Raw genomic sequence first — 18286 nt, 5'->3', positions numbered from 1 at the left:
TAAGGGTAATGAATGATATGATAATGCCTATAGAAAACGAGCAACAAAACGAGCCAGAACAGCACCCGCAAGATCAAGCAACCCAGCAAGAAGTGATGGGTCAGCTCAAAAAAATAAGAAGCTCATTACGCGCTCTACAAGACGCCGTAATATTGCTCAATGATGATGATAGTCTAGAGTGGTGGAATCAAGCTGCTGAGGATTTGCTATTGTTACAAGTAGCGGATAAAGGTAGGAGTATTTTTGATTTTATCAATGTGCCTGAGTTTCGCCAGTACTATCAAGTCATGACGACACCCAACGATGGTGTGCATATGGCATCTTGGCGAGATCCTAAGCGTTATTTGAAATGTGAGCTCACCCCTTTTGGGGACGAAAAACTATTAATCATCTATGATGTGACTCGCCTGCATCATTTGGAACAAATGCGCCGCGACTTTGTGGCAAATGTCTCACATGAGCTTAGAACACCATTGACAGTCCTCATGGGTTATCTCGAAAACTTTTCAGATCAGCCAGACATGCCGCCGCATTGGCAGCGTGGGTTTGAGCTGATGACCCAGCAGACAGCGCGTATGAATAGAATCGTCAATGATTTATTACTGTTGTCTCGGATTGAGATTGAAGAGACGCATGAGTTTCATTATATTAATATGACCAAACTGCTTACCCATATCTATGATGACGCGCAGGCCTATAACCAAGAATATAATCATAGCATTCACTTGCAGATAGACACCTACGATGGGTTGTACGGGTCAGAGATGTACTTAAATAGTGCCTTATCCAACTTGGTTATTAATGCTATTAAATATACGCCAAAAGGTGGCAATATTACAATCAGTTGGGCGAAGACCTCTGAAGGCTGTCGCTTTGCTGTTGAAGATGATGGTATCGGTATTGCGCCGCAACATATCACGCGGTTGACTGAGCGTTTTTATCGTATCGACAGTGGTCGTAGCCGTGCTACGGGCGGTACTGGGTTAGGTCTAGCAATTGTCAAACATGTCTTGTATCAATACGATGTAAACTTACAAATTGAGTCAACAGAAGGCGTAGGGTCGACGTTTAGTGCGCTGTTCCCCACCAATCATGTACGATCTGAGCCTATGCTTTAGTCTTTTTGTAAAAGTGGGTAAGGATTGACAGCACTGCCGCTGATATAAATACCATAATGTACATGTGGCGGTGTACCTTTGGCATTACCACTATCACCAACATAGCCAATGATATCACCAGCATCTACCCAGTCGTTGGGAGTTATATCAGCATAATCTTCTAGGTGTGCATAATAATGTCCTGCACCGCCAGGACCTACGATCACCACCACACGTCCGCCTAATGTATTTTCGCCAACCTTACTGACAATGCCTTGCGTCGTTGACTGTACTGGTGTGCCGCGCGGTGCAAAGATATCGATGCCTTCATGTGTGCGACCTTGACTACGAGCAGCGCCCCAAGTATCGGTCAGGTGCTGATCTGGTAGTGGACTTGGCAGGCTATCTTCTGTTGGCAACTCTTGTTGTAGCAGACTCAACTGTTGCCATTTTGCGACGACAAAGGACTGTGTTTGTTGACTGATACTTGGGAGAAGTTTGTCGAATACAAATAATAAGGCCAATAGCACAGCAGCTTTGATTAACACACTCAGCATACGGCGCAAACGTGCAGGCTTTGGTTGCTGGTTTTTTTGATCTACTGGCATCGACATCTCTTATTGTGTTTTGTGGTTTACTCTAAATCGTGTTGGACATTTACAAAGGTCGAGTGTACAACACACCTTAATATTATAGATGCCTTGTTCTTTAATGTTTGTATGTCATTGTTATATGACGCTTTTATCCCCATAAAGACTGAGCATGCATATGACAATACTATAGTTAGTATAGAAAAAAATCGATACTTTTATAAGAATTTACTACTGGCATAGATTTTATAGTGAATTGGCTAGATTCTTGACTGACTCTTTTGGGACTAATACTGATGACTGGTTTTTTATGACTGATACTGCGCTTGTTATTGATACTGAAACCGACCAAGGTCGAGATCCACGACCTATCCAAGTTGCAACCATTAATGTGGCCAGTGGGTTTGAGTGGATGAAATACTTTAACAGTGGCCGTCCTATATCACCAATTGTGATCAAAGTTCATGGCATTACCGATGATGATGTCGCTGGACTTGAGCGTTTTGAATTGGATGAATTTGACTTGCCGCAGTATCTGATTGGCCATAACGTACGCTTTGATTGGCGAGTGATCGGTAGGCCGTCTGCTAAGCTGATTTGTACCGTGCGACTGGCGCGCGTCGCTTTTCCAGAATGGCGCTATTATGGGCAGTCCAAATGTATTGAGCAGTTATTGGGACAAGAGGAAGCCAGCAAAATGACCATTGCTGCACATGATGCACTAGGTGATGCGCGCATGTGTTATTTGCTTTACCAAGCTTGCTGTGAGCGCCTACAAATCAAGCCCATAGATTTTGAGACAGCGCACAAGATTTCGAACACCGCCAACCCAGTCGCGAAGATGCCATTTGGTAAGTATAAAGGCAAGCTTATTAAAGAAGTACCTATTGGTTACGTTAAGTGGATGCTAGGCAACATTCATAACATGACACCGTCATTGCATTCTGCTTTGACTAAGCGCCTCAGGGCAGAAGAGGCTAATAGCATCAACAAATAAATAAGCGGTTTGAATATAAGATGCATTATATTTATTGTGATTGCTCGTTTAGCCAATCCACTGCCATTTGCCACAGTTTAGGAGCTTTAGCGTTGGTTCTACTACTAAAATAGCGCATGTGTCCAATGCTGTTTAGGCCAAAGTCTTTTGGATCAAAGATGCGTTTTTCGATTGGCATTTTGGTAAATACGCGAATCATGTCATCCATGTTTTTACTATTGGCAATGTCATCATCGCTAAAGCCGAGCCATAATGCTGGCATGCTAATCTCAGCATAAAAATGCGTGTGGACACTTTTGCCAAAGGCGGTCTTGATATAGCCTGCGCCATTGCACCACGCGCGCCACTGACGAGCTACGCCGCGCGGTAGCGGCTCGCCCATACCGATTTTATCAGCTGGGGTGTAGCCTAAGGTTAAGTTAGTGAGTGGAATAAAGGCGTCCATAAAACCCATGGCCTTGAGCTTATAAGGCATGTCCATATTTTTAATGCGCCCTGATGAACAAGCGACATTAAAAACTGAAGCAATAGAGGCATAGTTGGGCATAAGGCCAATCAGCTGACCGCCTGCGCTATGGCCAATCAGGTGATAAGTGGCATTACCGAACTCATCTTGTAAGGCATCGAGGGCGGCTGGCATATCATGTCGCCCCCAACTGATAAGAGAGGCATCACATTTGGTCAAATCGGTCGTCAGCGACTCACCAATACCTTCATTATCAAAGGTTAGTACTCCAAAGCCTTGCTCTGCTAAAAAAGTCGCGAAACTGTGATAGAACTGACGTTTGATACCAGTCGCTGGCGCGATCATCACGGCTGTGTTTACAGAAGTTTTAGGACGGTAGACGGTCGCTGCTAACGCTCGATTGCGATCAGATATGATGGTCAACGCATAAGTATCGATACTTGTAACCTTCGTCTCTAATGGAGCGTTGCTTGTAGTATCAAGAGGCGTGGCAGACATGCGCTCTTGTTTATTTGCAGAAAGTGGTGTTTGGTTTTGATGCATTGCCATACCTTATGATGTGTACCAATAAGCGATGATTATTAATAAATGATATGCTGTAAAGGTTAGCATACTTGTAAGTACAGCGTATTATTACCAAGATTGGTCATTATACGTCAGTGATAAAAAGTTGTTATTAGCCATTAACATAGCTTATGCTAAGAGGAATGCTAGCAAGACAAATGCTTGGTTGTATCTCTTTATCTAACATTATCTTTCATCGTTTATATATTCCAAAGTCCGAAAATAGACGTGAAACCAATTTATGTTTATTATGCGTAATTAACAGAGCATCGACAACACTCTATCTACAATGAAAAATAAACACACTTGGTATCAGCTGCGAGCAATGTATTTGTTCAAAGCACACAATTATTAAAACAGTTTAATATAGTCATACACACAAATGATAATCCATACAAAATTAGGGGCGCTTTATGCAAATGAAAATTAACAATGACACTTATGAAGTATTGACCAGCCAAGATATTGCACATATTGAAAAGGCAGTAGATAAATCAGCGTTGACTATGCCATTGGTCGCAGTCTATTGCGGTTCGCGTTTGGGCAATAGTGATATTTATGAGCAAGCAGCACGTGAGTTGGGACAAGCCTTGGCAAAAAACGGTATGGGCTTGGTATATGGTGGTGCCAGTATTGGTCTTATGGGCTCAGTGGCTGACGAAGTTATCAAAGGCGGGGCACAAGCTGTCGGTGTGATTCCAACGTTTATGCTCAAACATGAAATTGCGCATGACCAGCTAACACGGCTGCATCTGACTGATACGATGCACACACGTAAAACGGTCATGGCAGAGTACGCAGACGCTTTTATTACGTTGCCAGGCGGGCTTGGGACATTAGAAGAGATAATGGAGATTGCCACATGGCGTCAGCTGTATCAGCACGAAAAACCGATGATTATTCTCAATATTAATGGCTTTTATGATCGTATGATTGAGCATTTAAAATATACCACTGAGCAAGGCTTTATGAAGCAGCAAGATCTCGATCGTTTGGTGGTGTGCAATACTATCAACGAAGCAATCGACTTACTACAGACACTAGTAACGATAGAAGATGCGGTTGATACAGAGAAGATGGCTGGAAATGAAAGCCAAGTATCATAAGGTCAATCAATTGATAAGTAAGATAGCCTGTATTCATTATTAGTAGTTATATAGCAGGATAGAAAAAGGAGCAGACAACCAGTATTTGGTCATCTGCTCCTTTTTTGTATTTTCTTACCTGTGTGAGTTGGAGTGATATATTATATTGTGTTAGACGCCAAATTTGCTAAAGTGGCTTCACGAATACTGCGATTGACACCAGCCATAGCTTGAGGAAACCCACGCTCCTCAGCCAGTACGCGTGCCACATTATCAACAGCTGTACTGTCGTTATGTACAAGATAAGTCCATTCGTGCGCATAACGACGACGATCCTCAGCAGTATCGTTTGCGATCAGTCCAAGCTGTGTTAATTCATGAACGATCTGATCAGCGGCAATCAAGGTTGATGAGGCTTTGACGTTTTCAGCGCGCGCGTAGCGTATATTAGAATATAAGCTTACATCAGCCACTCGTAATGTGTCATCCTTGCCCGGGATTTGTTGTCCTCCATATAACGCATTACCAATGGTACGTGCACTATTAAACGTCGGTACAAACTCAGCCACATATTCAATCGCTTGCTGGCTACGTGCTTGTAATGGGGCTTTGTCCCAGCCATCTTCGATATAGTGTACATATTGCTGCGGTAACTTAGGCTGGGCGCTACCTTTATTAGAAGCAACTAAACCATCATTAAACAAAGTAATCGCCTTACTCATACCATGAATTTGAAAATAACCATCTGGGTAAGGCGTGAGCTGTGCCATACCTTCTGGTGTGCCTCGATTACCATAGACAATAATCTCTGGTATTTGCCCGCCTGCATCATCCCAGCGCGTGATATAAGAGGATTTAAATTCAACCATACGCGTGACTTTAACCCCGACCATATCGTCGATAACTCCAGTACGAAAACCACAGGCATTCACTAGGTAGTCGACTTCAACCGCTTCCGTTTGTGATGCATTAGCCTGCTGGTAGTCAATACGCCACTTGGTAACATGATGATCCGCATTTGTACAATTCTCACAATCGACTGGCATCACTTGCTTAACTTGTGTGTCAGTAAAGACATGAGCATGATTGTATTCTTCTAATGCTAGCTGCGCAGATGCTGCTAAACGAAAAATGTTCCAGCCATATTCTTGTACAACAATCAGTGGAAACTTAACTTTATTTAAGTCCAAATATTTAGCAACGGGTATCATCCATTCATCAACTGTCTCTGGTACCGCAACTTGCTCTTGTTCAGAAAGCTCGATCATCTTTTCATGACTATATAGTTGATAGTAATTGTCAGGCTCGCCCAATACTTTGTTATTAGCATCTTGCGCGATAAGCTCACGATAAGCGTCTGTTAAGATATCAAGGCGCGGCAATAAGTCTTCAGGTAGCCCTTCATCACGTGTCGGCACTGCAAATACAGTCGGGCGTACATCAATGGTATAAGGATAAAGGCGCAAAATATCGATACATTGTTCAAGGAGTGCGACGCAGTCTTCGTCAGGTATTTCGCGGTACAAGTTGCCACCTGCATGCAAATGGCACATTGGCGGACCGTCAATTAAGGATTTTTTCTTTTCAAACAAATAAGTTTCAAGCCCTAAGGCTGCAAGACGAATAGCAATCGTTGCGCCTGCTGTACCACCACCTAATATACCCACACGTTTAGCAGGGGTATTGAGCTTTGCTGTCTGAGATAAAGCATCGCCTAAGGCTAATTTTGATTGATCTTTAATAAAAGTTTGAGTCATTGTCGTTGTCATATCCTTGATAGTCTCATCTTGAGACCGTATTCAGCGTATTCGTTAAAATTTCGTTAGAAGTATCTGGTTGAATGTATGGTATGTACTGATATGTGTATGCTAACTACCAAGTTCAACACATATATGAAGTCGTGAGAGTCATGTTTTTAATTGTTTAGCCATACTTACATTCTATGGTGTTATTTTACGAAAATCTGTAATGAACATGACGGTAAATACGTAATTTGATGCATTAATTTTGTCAACAAACAGTGATGGAATGTACGGTTTAAACAGGACATTTTAAATGAGCAGGCAATATCAAAACTTTATCAAAAAATACCTATATGGTATTTGAATAATAAAAAATGGACGTTTTTAATTAATTTGTAAGTTTAAGGCGCTTTTGTAAAATTATATTCTAATGGAAACGACAGGTTTGTAGCGTATGCTATATTGAGACGCTTGCAGTCGGATTTAGGCGTATATTGTATGGTTAAAGACATCGCTAAACAAACGCTAAGATAAAAGACCACAAGTAAAAAGAGACATATAAATTTGAACCCATATTGTTTTTAATTACAAGGAAGTTATGATGAAAAATATTCTTATGTTGTCTGCGTTGACAGGAGTTTTGACGCTCACAGGGTGCTCTACGTTAAACAACGTATTTGGCAATGACACATCAGGTATGCATGATGTGCAAGCGACGAGCAATAACACTGTACCAGTGGCGAGTAAAAACGGTATGCTGGTTGATGCAACCAATCATATGACTTTATATACTTTTGATAAAGATTCGATGAATAAATCAGAATGTGGTAGTGCTTGCTTGGTAGCTTGGCCTGCATTTATGGCACCTAGTAATGCCAAGGCTTCTGGTCAGTTTGCTGCTTTTCAACGTGAAGACGGTAAATATCAATGGGCCATGAATGGTAAACCATTATATTTTTATGCCAATGATACCAAAGTGGGTGACAAAGACGGCGACAATAAGCTTGGCGTTTGGCATATTATTCCAACCAAATAAAGCGTAATGCAAATAATAAGAAGACAGTCACCATAGTGGCTGTCTTTTTTATAAAACGCTTGTCACGTACAGCGCTGGGCCAAAGCAGATAATAAGCAATTAAATTTATTCTACTTTTTCTATCAGATCGCCATTAGTCGAGGTAGAGACATCGATTATGATAGCGCTGTTTGAAGCTGTGATATCATGGACTATGCGCTCATTGTTGCTAGCAGTATAAGTACTGAGGACTTACATGCTGCTTGCATCAAATACCAAAAACCGTTAAAATCGCGGTTTAATTTTCCCGCTGGGGAAGGCTAAGAGAGCAAAGATATGGTGCTGAGTGCTGGAATAAGCCAGTGACGCAGTTGCCAGATTTGTACATGTCCTTAGTGCCTCAGTTACGTATGCAATCATCTGACCATTGGTCAATGATGTTAAGCATGCATCGGACATAGAGAGCTTATTATGCGTAAAGATATCCATCCTGATTACCAAGAAGTTTTGTTCCATGATACTAATGCTGACGTGTTCTTTTTGACGCGCTCAACAGCTAAGACTAAAGCGACTCGTGAATATGAAGGTAAAGAATACCCATATTATCCACTTGATATCTCAAGTGCATCGCATCCTTTTTATACTGGTGAGCAGCGTAAAACTTCTACTGAAGGTCGTGTTGCAAGCTTCAACAAACGCTTTGGCGCGTTTGGTGGCCGTAGTAAAAAAGCCGCTGACTCTGCTGAGTAATTTGCGCTTATTGCGTCAAGTTATTTTGCCAAGTAATAAAAAACCGCTGATAATTCAGCGGTTTTTTTACGTTTTTTAAACGTAGTTTAAGTGGCTTATTGGACAAAGGCTTTTATTTGCTATGCTCATCAAGCTGAGATTCAAGCAGTTGCGCAATCAGCTCTGCCAACTGCTGTGCCCAAAAGCCATACGTTAAGCTACTGGGATGAAAGCCGTCGCTGGCAAACATAGTGGCGCTATCGATAGGGGTACCGTTGGCATGCTTTTCTGTCATTAGCGTAAAGTTTGCTGCCATATAATGTACATCATTATATTTGGCACAAACATCCTGCAATACTTGGTCGAGCTTCGTGGCTTTTGCCCCGATAAAGTTATTAAGCGGTGACGGTAAAGCAGGCATCTGCGCCATCGGTGGTAGGCTTGAGAAAATAAGTGTTTGTACGCCAAACTTACGCTGAGCAATGGTAATGATTTGCTCAAGTTGCTGTTGCCATTTTGCTGTAGAGACGTTGGAGGTCGTATCATTAACGCCGACACTCAAAACCATAATATCAACTGGCTGGCTGGGAGTAGGTAGAATATATAATCGGCGCAAAATATCGAAACTGGTATGTCCCGTTGTCGCTTGCAACTCCCAGTTTAGTGCATCGAAATGAGCGTTAATGACTGGTTGTTGCTGCAAGGCAGGTATCAACTTGCCAGCAAGCGCTTCTTGCTGCGTTAAACTACCAACACCAGCGGCTGCAGAGTCCCCAACGATCATTAAGCTTAGCGTTCTTGTAATCTTACTTACTGCCATTTTAGCAGAGTCACGTAATTGAGAGTCACCTAATTGAATATGACCGTGTCTTTCGCCATCTGGTTCAGGAAGGCGCACAGTGTCGCGTTTGACTTTGTGACCTTGATATAAGTAAATAGGGGCGAGTAATACATCTTTGGCAATGGCTGACATTTTAAGAGGAGCTACCATCCTGCGCGCTCCCGTATACTAGTGAGACTGTCTTCCACGAGCAGTTTGCCATCGATATAGACATCACGTAACAGGTTAGCTGTATCAGTATTTAAATCATCTATTTTTATGGTTTTTATTTGTCCGTTATCGTCTTTTATCAGCGCTAAGCGGCCTTTTTTTGAGCGTTTAGAATGGCTGGTGACGGGGTCTTTATAGATGTCTTTCCATACGCCATTGATACAGATGGCGCTGGCTTTCATAGCCCAGTTCATCGTATCGCGATTGACTTGTTGCAACAGGCCGCCGCCCATACCAAAGGTGATGTTTTCTGCGCTAAAGCCAGCCTTCATCACGACATCGATGATTTTACCTAAACTTTGCGGGCTAATGCCGTCGCCTTGGATGATACGTACGTAATCAGGCAAGACTTTATAGCCTTTGCTGTTAAGCCTGGTACCAAACCTTACTGCTAGGCGCTCCAGTGCCTCACGTACGACTTTGGCCGGCTCGCCACTGTCTGGTCGAATAACCAAGGTACCACCCATATTTTTGACATCGTCTTTTAACGCATCGCCCCAGATATTATCAATGGCATTCCATAAGTCATAGCTATCAGAGACCACTGAAAAGGCGTTATTTTTGCCACCGAACTGTTCAATCATATTGGCAAAAGCAGCGGCCTCTCCATCACGGCCCCAGGCAGTCATAGTGCTGTGTTCAGCGGCAGGAATGGAGAACGCTGGCATATCATTGCCCATTTGATACCAACGACTAGCAGCAACCAAAGCAGCCATAGAATCAGTACCAGCGAAATTAACCAAATGCGCTAAGCTACCGAGCGCTACCGACTCATGACTAGAAGCGCCACGTGAGCCAAAATCATGCAAACGGAAAATGAGTGATTCTGAATTATCGGCAGACTTTTCTAACGCACGGCGGATAACACCTTTGCAATAATGTGACACACTAGCGACGGTTGAAGGATACCAGATGGCGCGCAGCAGGGCAGTTTCGATATAGCTTGGTAACCAATAAAACTCAGGATCAGTATTGGTAATTTGGCAGACTACGTTGGACACAGGCACGATGCTACCTTCAGGCACAGCCTCGATACGTAGAGGTAAATAACCGCCATGCTTATCGACCAGACGCTCCCATCCCGCACGATTGAACGTTAGACCGTGAGCATGAATCACCGTTTCGGCTTCATCGATATCCTGATGAGTAATAGGGGTGCTTAAGTATTCTTTAATAAAAGCTTGTAAGCCGAAAAACACCACCTCATAGTCGCCACCGCGAGCTTCGATATAGCTGGACAGATACTCACTGCCAGTTGGGTATTGCACCCAATGTGAGGTTTTATAGCTGTCACTGTTAAGAATTAGATTGTTCAAATTGCTGGTGTACATCACAGAACTCCTCTGCTTTGATATGTCGCAGCTGCGCTAATAAAAAAACAGCTGCGACGATTAGCCCTTGCCGTCTATCAGCTTGGGCGCTAAAACCTATAGAATAAAAATTTGTGAAAGAACGCTCATAAAATCATATAGAATTTTGTCGGTTAGTAATCACTTAAATAATGAACTAAACGGTCAGTTAGATGAGCTATACCTGTTACTAAATAAAATGGACGCATTATTTGATAACACAAAACTGGTATGAATTTTTCTGGCTTGCTGTACCTACGCTGACAGAGGCTGCGCAAAATTCATTCCAGTTCCGCGGTATCTTTTTCATGTTGGACTGACTATATTACAATCCAACCATCTTAGTGATAATCGCATAATGGTCTTCAAACATCATGGTGGCATCAAGCTCGGCTAGGGGTAACCAAAAAGCGTGTACAGCATCATCACTACCTTTTACTTTTGGCAGGCCATTTGCGTCATTCTTTAGTTGAAAGTAAAAGGCTTGGGTAAGCGTGCGTCCGCGTGCCGAGCGGTAAGGGTCATCGAAAGTATGCTGACTATGGCAAGAGCCTCGCAGTACAGGCTCAGGGACTTTAAGACGGGTCTCTTCACGTAGCTCACGGATGCAGGCGTCAAATAAGGTCTCTTTTGGATTAAGGAATCCACCAGGCAGCGCCCAAAGCCCTCGTCCCGGCATGCTGCGCCGCTCTACCAACAATATGTGTCCTGACTGTACGACCAAGGCGTCAGCAGTCATAAATGTCGGTGGGTAAGGCGCGGATTCCCACTGTTTTTTATACTTATCAATAAAGCCTGCTTCTTCGTGTAGCTGCTGATAATGACTCGTCTCTTTAAATTCATCTAAGACTTTGCGAGTAGACTCAGGTGTACGCTCAGGGGTAGGGGTTGCGCCCATTAGGTAGCTATCACGGATCGGTGTAGCAGATAAGTTATGATAGTTAGGCACAGAAACTGATGCCCAGTTTGGAAATAGCGACAAGTAATAAGAAGAGCTGTCTTTAGAGTGACCGATAAGACCGATATCAGCATTTAAGTCACTGGTGATAGACTTGACGCCTGCTTGTACATATTGTAGCCAGCGCGTGTCATTATAGAGTGCATCATCCAAGCCGACGCAGTGAATACGAGCTGCTTCATCTGCTGAGTAAGCGCCCTGAATCATCGCTGCACGCTCAGTGACACTGAAAGGATTGCGCAAACTACGCGGCAAGTTGGCTGAACCAATCAACATGATAACTTCATCAGCACGTTTTAAAGCTTCATCGATGACGGCTTTATGGCCACGATGGAACGGCTGAAAACGACCAATAAATACCAAATAGCGGTAATGTTTGCTCTCTTGCTTATCCAAATGTTGCTCTGACAATTCACTCATAGATGCCAATTTCCTACTACTTATTTTTTTGATTGAAAACAATTTAATGACGCCAATACTGACACAGCATAGGAGTTGCTGACAAGTGTAAAGATGTTTAGTGGTGTGTCGTTACTGATGTTAGTTTATTTTGATACTTGTCCTTAATATGGTGTGAAGTTCATTTGATTAGATGTAATAGGGGCGATAAATAAGATAAATAAACAATCACTTCGCATGCTTATCAATCCATGCGACAACCGTCGGCCATATCTCTTTAGCAGCGTTGCGGCTAATCATAATACGGCTATGAGTATAGTCGTCCAAATCCCCACGGCTGATTGAGTATTCACGAAACACGTTAGTAGGATTATTAAAAGTATTGAAAAATAACTGACAGCCAGCAGTGGGTGATATGAATTTATCGCCTCTGGCACTGATAGCATAGATAGGCGTGGTAATCATTGGCATATACTGACGATAATCAAAGCTGTCATCAGCATTGGTCACTTCATTCTCAGCATCTTTATTCACAGTACTTTTATCAATAATGTTTTTTGCAAACACATCTTGTTGAATATTACTTTGTTTAATAAAGCTGCTGTTAAAGTTCTTTTGTAGGTTCCAATCAAACCACTGACTCATCGTATAATAACTTTCGTTAATAGGGCCCATTTTGAGTTTTTTTGCAGGGATGTAGCCAAATAGTCGGGTAAGTAATTTGGCTGTTAGTATTTTAGTGTAGTTTTTGACATTTACGACCGCCCCGAACGCTTGGCAGGCAAACATAGTGATGCTATTGATTTTATCAATATAGCGTGGGTTTTGGACTAAAAACATGGTCAAGCCAACGCCGCCACCGCTATGAGTAACGCAGTGTAAGTTATCCAGCTCTAATTCATCAAATAAATAACCAAAAGTCGCTTCAAAGTCATAAGTTGCGACGGTTTCAAAGTTAAATTTATCTTTTGGCACTGAGCTGTGACCATGTCCGCGCCATTCCATAATGTAGCAGTGATGACCAAGACCGGCTAAGTACTCTGCGATTTTTAAGCAGGTGTGTTTGTCCGAAAACGTACCATGCGTCAGTAATATATTTTGTGTTTTAGCTACCTTTATACTTTCAATAGAGGTATGAGCTGCAACATTATCATCAGATGTTTCACTAACCTTTATGCTTTCAATAATTCGCCAAATAGCAATTTGCTCACCATCCTTAGTCTCTATTAAACTTAGCGTTTTCGTGATCATAAAAGTGGTCTCGTACAAGTCGTTTGGGAGAAGTACTAATGATATAGGTATTAAATAGGTACTAGGGATTCTTAAAAAATATCATTACTAAGTAAAGCATAAATAAATATCGTTCAGATAAATTAATAACATGTTAAAAATTGGAACACTGCTCTTATTAGCGTTTTGCGTATTTTATTTTGTCTATCATAAGAGTCTACCAACGCTTGATAATTAACAACACAGTCTTAATATAGGCTATAACACATACTCTATTTGTTTTGTATTATCACGAGGGCTTAACGACCTCTACTTTTTAAATTTGATTATTTAAAAAACCAATCGCAACCATTTGTGACGGTCATAGTTAGATCATAGTGGCGCAGTCGGAATTATCATCTGAATGCGTTATAATAGTCGTCATAACTTTATTAAAACTGTAGTCAAACCAAGCTCATACAACGATAAACTGCAGTATTTAGTAATTCATCTATTTCATTTATAAAATTTATGTTTATAAAATTCACGACACAGCAACTATGACAGACATAGCATTTGTGTCACAACGCATAGGAAACCTTATGAGTGAGCACAACCAAACTGCTGGTCAATTAGACCAGTCTGCAGACTTTGAGTCAGCATTAGACACTGAACAGGCTGAGACCAAGAGCAATATTACGATTACCGAGTCAGCGCAAGGTTATTTGGCTGATCTGCTGTCAAAGCAAGATACTGATGGCATCGGTGTACGTATATTCGTTGAGCATCCTGGTACACCGCGTGCAGAATGCTGTATGGCATACAATCAGCCAGGCGAAGAAGACAGCGCTGATTTGCGATTCGATTACGAGAATTTTTCGGCCTTTATTGAGGCGGCGTCAGTCCCTTATTTAGAAGACGCAGTCATTGATTATAATAAAGACCGTTTCGGTGGTCAGCTGACTTTTCGTGCACCGAACTCAAAAGTGCCCAAAGTCGGTGCTGATGCCAGTGTTGAAGAACGCATCAACTACGTATTGCAGTCTGAGATTAATCCAAGCTTGGCTGCGCATGGTGGTGATGTACAACTGCTTGAACTGATTGAAGAAGAAGGCGTAGGCCTGACTGCGGTATTAAAATTTGGCGGTGGTTGTCAAGGTTGTTCAGCTGTCGATATGACTTTGCGTCAAGGGGTTGAAGTACAGCTCAAGCAGCAAATACCAGAGCTAACCCAAGTAGTTGACGAGACGGATCATACTCTTACTGAAAACGCCTACTATAAGTAAATATTTAATAGTAAATTGGTGACCTATAAGTGTGAAAGACGGTATGAATAAAGCTTATTAAACTTATTGCTTATGAATATCAGGCATTAGCCGCTGAATAAATGGCTATTCTTTTAATAAAGAAGCTGGGTTATGATGAACTCAGCTTTTTTTATTGCTATGATTTAGGAAATAGCTTTTTTAGAGATTATTTTTATTCAATACGTTTTCAATTAATGTTAAGGAGTATGTGATGAGTGATGGACAACCAGAGAATAATACTGACAATAACCTAAAGAATACTGCGCACTTAGAGACACTTGCCATTCATGCAGGTTACACTGTTGAGCCGACAACCAAATCAGTGGCAGTGCCTATTTATCATACCAGCTCCTATGCCTTTGATAATACGCAGCACGGGGCAGACTTATTTGACCTCAAGGTTGCAGGGAATATCTACACCCGTATTATGAATCCGACCAATGCGGTACTAGAGGAGCGCGTAGCAGCGCTTGAAGGCGGTATTGGGGCACTTGCGGTCGCCTCTGGTATGGCTGCCATCACTTATGCCATTCAAACCATCTGTGAGGCAGGCGACAATATTGTTGCAGTATCGACTCTATACGGCGGGACTTATAATCTGTTCGCTCATGCGCTACCACGCCAAGGTATCGAAGTTCGCTTTTTTGATCACAAAGACCCTGAGGCTATTCGTCATTTGATCGATGATAAAACCAAGATGGTCTTTGCCGAAAGCATCGGTAATCCGCTGGGCAATATTATCGATATTCAAGCGGTCAGTGATATCGCCCACGAGTATGGGGTGCCTGTAGTGATTGATAATACGGTGGCGACGCCAGCACTCTGTCGTCCGTTTGAGTTCGGCGCTGATATCGTCATTCATTCATTGACCAAATATATGAGCGGTACTGGTACTTCAATTGGTGGCGCTATCGTTGATGGTGGGACCTTCGCGTGGGGTGATTATCCTGAGCGCTTTCCACTATTAAACACCCCGGATGACAGTTATCATGGCGTAAACTTTGTAAAAGATGTGGGCGCGGCTGCCTTTATTGCTCGTGCTCGTGTCGCACCGCTACGTAATACTGGTGCAGCATTAAGTCCCCTTAATGCCTTTAGTATTTTGCAAGGTATGGAGACGTTAAGTTTACGTATGGAGCGTCACGTACAAAATGCACAAGCCGTTGCTGAATATCTGCGTGACCATGATGAGGTTGCTTGGGTGAAATATGCAGGCTTGCCTGATCATCCTGAGCATAAGCTTGCCAAAAAATATATGAAAGGCACACCATCTGCTATTTTGACTTTCGGAGTAAAAGGTGGTCTTGAAGCAGGGGCACGCTTTATTGATGCGTTGCAGCTGATCACGCGCTTGGTCAATATCGGCGATGCAAAGTCTTTGGCCTGTCATCCAGCGACGACGACGCATCGTCAGCTAAACGAGCAAGAATTGGAGCAAGCGGGCGTTAGTAATGACATGGTGCGGTTGTCTATCGGTATCGAACACATTGAGGATATAAAAGCAGATCTGGCACAGGCATTAGCGTCAGCCTCTGTTTAAAAACAGTTCGTCACCCAAAAAAGCCCATATCATCATGATATGGGCTTTTTTATTGATCTAACGGTATGAGCTCTATAGTGGACTAACAATGTCAACAACGCTTATCTAGGCGACCAGTACTCGGCAAGCAATGTCTTTGTAGTCTTGGGAGTCGAGTCGCGGACCAAACTGTTGAATGACTTGACTGGCGACTTCGCTGGCAAGACGACCACATTCCGGTAGGCTATATTGCTGTGAGAGGGCGTATAAGAATGCACCTGCATAGTTATCACCGGCTCCATTTGTATCAATTACATTGGTCACTTTGGGCGTTGGTACTTCATGAATAATAATGTCGCTGTTTTTTTCTTCGGGCTTACAAGCGATGATTGCACCATTAGCCCCATCAGTAACCACGGCTATCTGACAGTATTCAAGCAGTCCACGTGCTGAAGCTTTGAGTTGTTTTTTTCCAGTAAACAGTCGGGCTTCTTCACTATTACAGAATATTACGGCAACTTTGTTACCCAGCATATTAAGTAAACCTTCTTTTGCAAACTTCACCACCGCTGGATCGGCAAAGCTGACTGCAATTTTGGCATCATGAATCCCTGCTTGTTGACGGAGCTGGGTCATGGCAGGTTGAATGCTCTCAGACATCGCCAAGTAGCCTTCTAAATATAGCCAGTCTGATTGTGTTAGTGCGTCAAAATCAACATTATCAGCAGTGATATCACTGGATGTACCAAGATAGGTTTGCATCGTACGTTCACCGTCATGGGTGACAGCGACCACACAAGAGCCTGTCACGCCGCCTTCATGTACTGACTTAGATGAGGTTGCCACGCCTGCTTGGTTTAAATCTTTTAGATAAAATGTGCCTTGGATATCGTCACCTATACGACAAGCGTAAAAAGGTTTACCGCCTAAGCTTGCAAAAGTAAACATAGTATTGGCAGCTGAGCCACCACCCGCTTGTTTTGATAGCTTAATGTTTGCCAGTTTTAAAAATGCCAGTACTTGCTGCTGCTCCTCAAGACCTGCCAAAGTCATATTGCCTTTGGTCAGCTCAGTCTCTTCCAATGCCTCATCACTTAGCACGAATTCATAGTCAACCAAGGCATTACCTATCGCCATCACATCGTACATGTATTATCTCTCCCTTTTTAATATTAAAATAAAATAGCCATTCAATTGATTGCTAAGCTTGCAGCTCAAGAAGGCGCTGGTACAAAGCGTTCTTTTTGACACCTGTAATATCAGCAGCTAAAGACGCCGCTTTTTTGACGGACATGTCTTCTAGTAAACGCTGCAATAGTTTGTCATGGACACTGATATCGTCGTCCTGTACGACGCTGACTCCTGCAATGACCACAACTATTTCACCACGCCGCTGATTATCATCGGCTTTAACAAAGTCAACAAGACTTCTAAGGGTCGTTTTATATACGGTCTCAAAAGTTTTGGTCAGCTCACGACAATAGGTTACTTCGCGCTCAGCACCAAATACTTCTACCATATCTTCTAAGCTTGCCACAATACGATGCGGTGCCTCATAAAATATGAGTGTCTCAGGACGTGATTTCAACGCAGATAGCTGCTTTTGGCGACCATGCGTTTTTGCAGGCAAAAAGCCAATAAAGCTAAAGCGATCAGAAGGGAGTCCGGCGACTGACAGCGCGGCAATCGCAGCTGAGGCACCGACAATAGGCGATACTTTGACATCAGCTGCATGCGCAGCCTGCACCAACTGATAACCTGGATCGCTGACCAGTGGCGTGCCTGCATCGCTAATTAAAGCGACCGAATGCCCTTGTTGGATCATCTCGATGATTTTGGGCGTTTGGATAGCGCTGTTGTGTTCATGATATGCCCACAGTTTATTATGTCCGCGATTTTTATTGTCTGCTGTGGCATCAATATTGTCAATTTTATTAACAGGCTTATCATTGGTATTGTCGCCTTTGGTGTCGATACCAAAATGCGCCAATAGTTTCCCTGAAGTGCGAGTGTCTTCACAGGCAATAATAGCCACATTTTTTAAAGTTTCAATCGCATGCGGCGTCATATCGCTTAAATTACCAATTGGAGTAGCAACGATATACAGACAAGCTGGCATCGCAGTAGGGGTAGACATGAAGACCTCGCAAATGTGATGTTGAATACCTAAAAGTAGTTAGTTTATCATGTTGTGCTATGATTAATCTGA

16 protein-coding genes are annotated in these 18286 nt (G+C 42.7%); 7 read left to right on the top strand and 9 right to left on the bottom strand.

The window, feature by feature from the left end:
• Nucleotides 1-17: 17 nt before the first annotated feature.
• Nucleotides 18-1118, top strand: a complete 1101-nt coding sequence (gene phoR, locus ACS8FC_RS12240; protein ID WP_439297008.1) for a phosphate regulon sensor histidine kinase PhoR — start codon at nucleotides 18-20, stop codon at nucleotides 1116-1118.
• Here phoR and ACS8FC_RS12235 read toward each other — a convergent pair.
• The gene (locus tag ACS8FC_RS12235; RefSeq protein ID WP_439297007.1) at nucleotides 1115-1705 is read right to left on the bottom strand and encodes a M23 family metallopeptidase; all 591 of its coding nucleotides are present in this window, start codon (nucleotides 1703-1705) and stop codon (nucleotides 1115-1117) included. The two genes, phoR and ACS8FC_RS12235, sit on opposite strands and share 4 nt — an antisense overlap.
• A gap of 250 nt (nucleotides 1706-1955) precedes the next feature.
• Between ACS8FC_RS12235 and ACS8FC_RS12230 the strand changes: the two genes are divergently transcribed.
• Nucleotides 1956-2684, top strand: a complete 729-nt coding sequence (locus tag ACS8FC_RS12230; RefSeq protein WP_439297006.1) for a 3'-5' exonuclease — start codon at nucleotides 1956-1958, stop codon at nucleotides 2682-2684.
• Between the two features lie 31 nt (nucleotides 2685-2715).
• On the opposite strand, the gene ACS8FC_RS12225 is transcribed toward ACS8FC_RS12230, so the two are convergent.
• The gene (locus tag ACS8FC_RS12225; RefSeq protein WP_439263512.1) at nucleotides 2716-3693 is read right to left on the bottom strand and encodes an alpha/beta hydrolase family protein; all 978 of its coding nucleotides are present in this window, start codon (nucleotides 3691-3693) and stop codon (nucleotides 2716-2718) included.
• A 434-nt stretch (nucleotides 3694-4127) separates the two neighbouring features.
• On the opposite strand from ACS8FC_RS12225, the gene ACS8FC_RS12220 reads away from it, so the two are divergent.
• Complete coding sequence (locus ACS8FC_RS12220) at nucleotides 4128-4820, top strand: LOG family protein (RefSeq protein ID WP_439263511.1); 693 nt, start codon at nucleotides 4128-4130, stop codon at nucleotides 4818-4820.
• 140 nt (nucleotides 4821-4960) lie between these two features.
• On the opposite strand, the gene ACS8FC_RS12215 is transcribed toward ACS8FC_RS12220, so the two are convergent.
• Entirely contained in the window at nucleotides 4961-6556 is a 1596-nt protein-coding gene (locus ACS8FC_RS12215; protein WP_439263510.1) for an FAD-dependent oxidoreductase, read from the bottom strand.
• A gap of 583 nt (nucleotides 6557-7139) precedes the next feature.
• Between ACS8FC_RS12215 and ACS8FC_RS12210 the strand changes: the two genes are divergently transcribed.
• The gene (locus tag ACS8FC_RS12210; RefSeq protein ID WP_299221809.1) at nucleotides 7140-7577 is read left to right on the top strand and encodes a COG4315 family predicted lipoprotein; all 438 of its coding nucleotides are present in this window, start codon (nucleotides 7140-7142) and stop codon (nucleotides 7575-7577) included.
• 450 nt (nucleotides 7578-8027) lie between these two features.
• Nucleotides 8028-8306 (top strand): type B 50S ribosomal protein L31, encoded by a 279-nt coding sequence (locus ACS8FC_RS12205; protein ID WP_058369928.1) that lies wholly within the window; start codon nucleotides 8028-8030, stop codon nucleotides 8304-8306.
• 112 nt (nucleotides 8307-8418) lie between these two features.
• Here ACS8FC_RS12205 and ACS8FC_RS12200 read toward each other — a convergent pair whose 3' ends face one another.
• The 4 genes from ACS8FC_RS12200 to ACS8FC_RS12185 all read right to left on the bottom strand — a co-directional run bounded on the left by ACS8FC_RS12200 (nucleotide 8419) and on the right by ACS8FC_RS12185 (nucleotide 13293).
• Entirely contained in the window at nucleotides 8419-9276 is an 858-nt protein-coding gene (locus ACS8FC_RS12200) for an SGNH/GDSL hydrolase family protein (protein WP_439297005.1), read from the bottom strand.
• Nucleotides 9270-10667 (bottom strand): nicotinate phosphoribosyltransferase, encoded by a 1398-nt coding sequence (locus ACS8FC_RS12195; RefSeq protein WP_439297004.1) that lies wholly within the window; start codon nucleotides 10665-10667, stop codon nucleotides 9270-9272. Before ACS8FC_RS12195 ends, ACS8FC_RS12200 begins: the two co-directional genes overlap by 7 nt.
• A gap of 343 nt (nucleotides 10668-11010) precedes the next feature.
• Nucleotides 11011-12063 carry a bifunctional nicotinamide-nucleotide adenylyltransferase/Nudix hydroxylase gene (locus ACS8FC_RS12190; protein ID WP_439297003.1) on the bottom strand — a complete coding sequence of 351 codons (1053 nt, stop codon included), beginning with the start codon at nucleotides 12061-12063 and terminating at the stop codon, nucleotides 11011-11013.
• Nucleotides 12064-12270: 207 nt separating this feature from the next.
• Nucleotides 12271-13293: an alpha/beta fold hydrolase gene (locus ACS8FC_RS12185; RefSeq protein ID WP_439297002.1), complete on the bottom strand. Its 1023-nt coding sequence runs from the start codon at nucleotides 13291-13293 to the stop codon at nucleotides 12271-12273.
• A 560-nt stretch (nucleotides 13294-13853) separates the two neighbouring features.
• Between ACS8FC_RS12185 and nfuA the strand changes: the two genes are divergently transcribed.
• Nucleotides 13854-14537 (top strand): Fe-S biogenesis protein NfuA, encoded by a 684-nt coding sequence (gene nfuA / locus ACS8FC_RS12180; protein WP_439263497.1) that lies wholly within the window; start codon nucleotides 13854-13856, stop codon nucleotides 14535-14537.
• Nucleotides 14538-14769: 232 nt separating this feature from the next.
• Nucleotides 14770-16098, top strand: coding sequence for an O-acetylhomoserine aminocarboxypropyltransferase/cysteine synthase family protein (locus tag ACS8FC_RS12175; protein WP_439297001.1), 1329 nt, complete (start codon nucleotides 14770-14772; stop codon nucleotides 16096-16098).
• Nucleotides 16099-16203: 105 nt separating this feature from the next.
• Here ACS8FC_RS12175 and ACS8FC_RS12170 read toward each other — a convergent pair whose 3' ends face one another.
• Nucleotides 16204-17226 (bottom strand): adenosine kinase, encoded by a 1023-nt coding sequence (locus ACS8FC_RS12170; RefSeq protein WP_439263493.1) that lies wholly within the window; start codon nucleotides 17224-17226, stop codon nucleotides 16204-16206.
• A gap of 52 nt (nucleotides 17227-17278) precedes the next feature.
• On the bottom strand, nucleotides 17279-18214 hold the full coding sequence (gene rsmI / locus ACS8FC_RS12165) for a 16S rRNA (cytidine(1402)-2'-O)-methyltransferase (protein ID WP_439297000.1): 936 nt from the start codon (nucleotides 18212-18214) through the stop codon (nucleotides 17279-17281).
• Between the last annotated feature and the right edge of the window lie 72 nt (nucleotides 18215-18286).

It is taken from the genome of Psychrobacter sp. 1Y4 (assembly GCF_051847555.1).
Note: the sequence above shows the minus strand (reverse complement) of the source record. Positions and strands in the feature narration are given on the sequence as shown.